The sequence below is a fragment of the Nostoc sp. genome, assembly GCF_054880495.1.
This window is the reverse complement of the sequence record NZ_JBTYKD010000156.1, coordinates 1-5,130: the sequence shown is the minus strand read 5'-3', so window position 1 is coordinate 5,130 and position 5,130 is coordinate 1. Positions and strand designations below refer to the sequence as shown.

Genomic DNA, 5,130 nt, shown 5'->3' with positions numbered 1-5,130 from the left:
GCTGCCATCCAAATTGGATTAGCACACTGATATTGAAACTTACTATGGGGTAACTGTGTTTCGAGTTGTTGTTGGTCATAGTGACGATCCTGATTTTCAAAATGCGATCGCTGAAATTCTTCAAGAATGTAGCTGTTCCCTAGCAGGATCAATTCCTCAGGCTGGACTTTTATTCACTGCTATAGACTTTGACCTAATGATGGATATTCAAAAATTTATTCATAATTCATAATTTAGAATCAATCAAACTAAAGGCAATAAAATTTCAAATTCAGTACCTACACCTAGCTGGGAACGTAAATTTAATTTACCGCCATGTCTGGCTGTGATAATTCGATAACTTACGGCTAAACTAGTATTTTTACCAGTCTTTGTTTCAAAAGAAAAAGACTCCCTAATTTGCTGTTGTAACTCCTCAGACATTCCAAGGCTATTATCAGCAATGCGAATTAAGATCAAGCGAGAATCTGGTGTATCTGGGTTGCTTGCTTCTTGCGAAATAACTTCTGTGGTAATCTCAATTCGGGGTTTTTGAAGAGTCTTAGTTTCTTCTAGATCCAACTGCTGTCGCACGGCTTCATTGAGTAAGGTATCCACAGCTTCGCTTAAAATATTCATCAAAACCTGATTTAACTGCCCGATAAAGCAATACACTGGCGGCAATTGACCGTAGTATTTGACGATTTCAATTTCTCCTTGAAGACGACTATTAATTAATAAAATAATACTATCTATGCAGGCGTGTAAATCTACTGGTTTGGGATAAAGTTCGTCGATGTGACAGAAGTTTTGTAAGCTGGTGACAAGTTTTTTTAATCTTTCCGCTCCCGTGCGGATACTAGCAAGCGATCGCGACAAATCTTGTTCTAAAAAATCAAATTCAATCTCTTCTTTAAAAAGATTAATTGCCTGGGAAGCTGATGGCAACTCTTGATCATAAGCCGCGATCAGCTTGAGTAAATCTTGGCTGTAGGTTGAGACATAAATTATATTACCCCAAATAAAACTTACTGGGTCTAAAATTTCGTGCGCTATGCCGTCTACCAAACGTCCCAGATTTGCCATTTTATCATTTTGAATCATTTGGGCTTGGCTGCGTTCATAGCGCACCAAATTGTCGATTCCGCGAATTTGCCAAGAAATGATATTTAATTCTTGGACATCTAACAATCTATAAGCACCAGATTCTGTTTGTACTACAATTGGTTCTGCTAATAATTCTGGCGATCGCTTTAGGCTAAGTTGCATCGCAGTTAAAATCGATGTTGAATCAGCAAGCAGCAACATCGGTATCCGCGCATAGCTATAGAGAACGGCTAATGGTTGCTGAACAAATAACTCTTGTCCATAGGGGCGAATCAAAAATTCTAGCAGTCGCCGCCGCGAAATCATCCCAATGAACTTTCCCTGTTCTACTAAAATTACTCCTGGTAGCAGGGGGTATTTTCCCAAAAAATTAGCCACTTCCATACCAGTGCGGTTGATTTCCACTGGGAAGTTGTACATTGGTAGTTCTTGGAGGGTTGACTCTACATCAAGATCGCGATCGCTACCAACAGACAAAAATGGCGGTGAAATTTGGTAACTGAATTCTTCTGGCACAAGACATCCTGATTTTTACAAAGATAGGTAAACAATAAGTTAATATTTTAAATTTTGTCACCCTCTAAATCCGGTTTCGATTTAGGTATCTACTAAGACTAGCCCTTTGAAAGTGAAAATAGTTTTAATCTCTTGCAAGCAACTGGCGTGCGATTTATCATCTGGGTGGAGAATATAAAGAAGTGCGATCGCAAGCTAAACTAAAAATAACCTTTACAAAAAGTGCAAAGGTAGCATTATGACCTCTGCAACCGAACCATCCACTGCCCTCACTCCTTTCCCCGACCATACTCAACTTCCTGAGTCTGATGGCACATTTGTAAGCCAGTCGCTTGCGGGGGTTCCCCCCGTTGTGCGAACTAGCACGAAAAATTGGCAAGAACATCCTCAAAGCATCTTACTGACGGACTCAATTACACCCGTCCTCAAGCAATTAAATCTTGAAGATCAATATTGTATTGGTCAGGACTTAGGCATTTAGTGGCGCTTGACTGATCCCCCTGAAAAAGGAGCAGAAGCACCGGATTGGTTTTATGTACCAAATGTACCATTTTTGTTGAATGGACAAACGCGACGTTCTTATGTATTGTGGTAAGAGTCTATTGCCCCGTTGATTGTCTTAGAATTTGTCTCTGGCAATGGTGCAGAAGAACGAGATAAAACTCCTTGGAAGGGTAAATTTTGAGTTTATGAGCAGGTGATTCGTCCTCCCTTCTACGGCATTTATGAAGTGAGTAAAACCAGTATAGAAGTTTATCATCTGATTGAAGGACAGTATCAGGTGTTACCAGCAAATGAACGAGGGCATTATCCTATAGTTTCTTTGGGTGTTGAATTAGGCTTATGGCAGGGGGAATATCAGAATGTGGAATTACCCTGGCTGCGTTGGTGGGATTTACAAGGTAATTTGTTGTTGAATGGCGATGAAAGAGCAGAACAGGAACGCGAAAGAGCAGAACAAGAAAGCGAAAGAGCTGATCGCCTAACTGCCCAATTGCGATCGCTCGGTGTTGAACCAGAAGTCTAATATTTTTCTATGAATTACGAATTAAATCTGTGGCTTAATTTGTTTAGACACAAAATTTACTGCTACCAGGGTAATCACGATGACAAATAGACCTCCTTGCGAACCAGAGTCATCCCAAAGAACTGCCCTTGGCTTTGATGAATTTATAGCTATTCTGGTTGCCTTCGCCACTATCGGAGCGATTATTTTTTGGTCATTGTCTCGCAGAGATTCTAGCTGGAACTTAAACTGGCTGCTGTCGCCTGACTCCACTCCGTCTTCTAGTGTTCAACCAAAGCAAGTATTGCCCTCCTCTCCTCCAAAGGTAGAACCAAATATAGTCCCCAACAACGTCTTGCCCTATTCTGGACCTGCGGCTGTTTTTGAACCCAAGACACCTTCATTCCCAATTAAAAGCGCAACTCCCTCCCGCGCAGTCTTGCGATCTGGTCAGGTAATCCCAACTCAATCCCCACAACCACAGATACCTGTATCCTCTTCAATAGGACTTGAGTCATCAATTACATCATTAGCGTTGCCTTTAGTAACTCCGACAAAACCAAAATCAATTATTCCGCCGCCAATTGCATTTAACGATGTACCCAAAAACTTCTGGGGTCGGCCTTTTATAGACGTTCTTTCTTCCCGTGGTATTCTCAAAGGGTTTCCTGATTATTCTTTTAGACCAAATCAGCCTGTAAACCGCGCCGAATTTGCTGCTATACTGCAAAAAGCCTTTGACCAAGAACCGTCTAAGACTGCGATCGCATTTCAAGATGTACCAGCAAAATTCTGGGCAACTCCAGCAATTGATCAAGCCATCACTACCGGATTTCTCAAAGGCTACCCGAAAAAAAGCTTCAAACCACAACAAAATATTTCCCGAGTGCAAGTTTTAGTTGCTCTTGTTAGTGGGTTCAATTTTAAAGCAGCCACTTCCCCAAATCAGATTTTAAGTGTCTATAAAGATGCTAAAAATATTCCAACCTATGCTATTAAGAAAATAGCCACTGCTACAGCTAATGGTCTGGTAGTTAACTATCCAAATCCACAAATTCTTGCTCCTAACAAAGTAGCTAGTCGGGCTGAAGTAGCGGCGATGATTCATCAAGCTTTAGTAAAACGTGGCAAGTTGCCCTTAATTCCATCTCAAAACATGGTGCTCCGGCGTAGCCCAACCCAGGTGTTACCCTGAGCCTTCGACAAGCTCAGGGTAACACCTGCGCCTTCGCGTAGCGCGGTGGCCTGAGCTTGCCGTACTCCGCAGGAGTTGCAAGCTACGCGTAGCGTCTCGTAGAGAAGAGTCTCGTAGAGAAGGGCATCGCCCAAAATATCTCCAAAACCGAACTTCAAAGGGGAAATTGTCCGCCAGAGGTTCGTCTCAATGAACTTCGTAGGGAATTTTAAGACAAGTCTGATCGCTGAAATCCGGCGATCAGACTTCGATGATTGGGAATTAGAGCCTAGTCTTACACAGGAGCAAGCTATGCCTAGCGTCTTATAGAGAAGCGATAATTAGATATTAAGCTTCTGGAATTTCTTGCCCGACAACTTGTGATTTAAGAACAGTGATTTCACCAGTTAACTCTTTCCTGGTTGAGGCTTTGAGTAAATAGCGGTAAATAAACCAAGCAGAATAAGCAATACCAATTAACTCAAAAGTAGGTGCTACCAAGGGGATATCATTCAAAGCATCTAATATTGCAAAGAGTACTTTAACCCCAACAATTGATCCCAGAATTAAACCAACTGTTACCAGGGGTTGCTTATATTGATTAAAGAAGCTTCCCACATATTCTGGCAATGTTGCTAAAAAGGTAGAAATTTGCTCCCCGTATTTTAGCCATTCGTCTTGAGACTGCGCGGGAGGCTGGAGTTTGGTGATCGTACCCGTTTGGTTGTTGATCTCTGCCACTTTAGTCTCGTTGGATGCGGTTTCGGTAAATTCTTGTTCTGGCATTTTAACTCCCATAAATTTGACAGTTGAGTTTTTCTAATCTGGATAATTACAACCAAAAGGCTGTTGATTAGGTAATGCAAAAGTGCATCACTACAATTGTGTGAAGGGCACAAAAGGGTTTTAGTGTCCTATAATCATAACTTTCCCGTAATATCTACTGCATCAACTACAAGGTAGAAATTGACAAATAGCTGTTTGTCCAAAGTGTTGGTAGCCGACTTTTTAGCCAGGGCAACTTGTGCCTCAAAAACCGAGATGACCTTTATATAAGCCTAAAAGCCGTTATCTGATATTAAAGCTATCTTAAGCCGCGTTGGTCAATTAACGCATTGCTATTGATATTAATACGTAATAGAAATTTTTGTGTATTCACACAGACTAGACTTTTAACATCTTTTATGATATCTGTGCTTGGATGAGGAAGAAATCAATTCAAAATTGTTCGTGCAGCGCGAAGGCGGAAGCAAGCTACGTAGTAGCGTCTTTGCAGGAGATGGGTATTGCCCCGAACAAAAAAATCATTCTTTTCAGCTATTGTTTGCGTAAGTCCTGTAAGCAATGC

At 41.3% G+C, this 5,130-nt stretch carries 4 protein-coding genes and 2 pseudogenes; 3 read left to right on the top strand and 3 right to left on the bottom strand.

What is annotated here, in order from left to right; translation table 11 throughout:
- The first annotated feature begins 55 nt into the window (after nt 1-55).
- Complete coding sequence (locus tag ACYTXL_RS15710) at nt 56-232, top strand: hypothetical protein (RefSeq protein ID WP_461925544.1); 177 nt, start codon at nt 56-58, stop codon at nt 230-232.
- 11 nt (nt 233-243) lie between these two features.
- Here the strand turns inward: ACYTXL_RS15710 and ACYTXL_RS15705 are convergent, their stop codons facing one another.
- Nucleotides 244-1,602 (bottom strand): sensor histidine kinase, encoded by a 1,359-nt coding sequence (locus ACYTXL_RS15705; protein ID WP_461925543.1) that lies wholly within the window; start codon nt 1,600-1,602, stop codon nt 244-246.
- A gap of 238 nt (nt 1,603-1,840) precedes the next feature.
- Here ACYTXL_RS15705 and ACYTXL_RS15700 point away from each other — a divergent pair.
- Together ACYTXL_RS15700 and ACYTXL_RS15695 are read left to right on the top strand one after the other, a co-directional pair.
- Nucleotides 1,841-2,629: pseudogene (locus ACYTXL_RS15700) on the top strand (Uma2 family endonuclease).
- Between the two features lie 79 nt (nt 2,630-2,708).
- Nucleotides 2,709-3,803 (top strand): S-layer homology domain-containing protein, encoded by a 1,095-nt coding sequence (locus ACYTXL_RS15695; RefSeq protein ID WP_461925542.1) that lies wholly within the window; start codon nt 2,709-2,711, stop codon nt 3,801-3,803.
- A gap of 327 nt (nt 3,804-4,130) precedes the next feature.
- Here ACYTXL_RS15695 and ACYTXL_RS15690 read toward each other — a convergent pair whose 3' ends face one another.
- A complete protein-coding gene (locus ACYTXL_RS15690; protein ID WP_461925545.1) occupies nt 4,131-4,568 on the bottom strand; it encodes a CAAD domain-containing protein in 438 nt (145 codons plus the stop codon).
- A gap of 166 nt (nt 4,569-4,734) precedes the next feature.
- Nucleotides 4,735-4,830: pseudogene (locus tag ACYTXL_RS15685) on the bottom strand (IS200/IS605 family transposase); the annotation flags it as partial.
- Between the last annotated feature and the right edge of the window lie 300 nt (nt 4,831-5,130).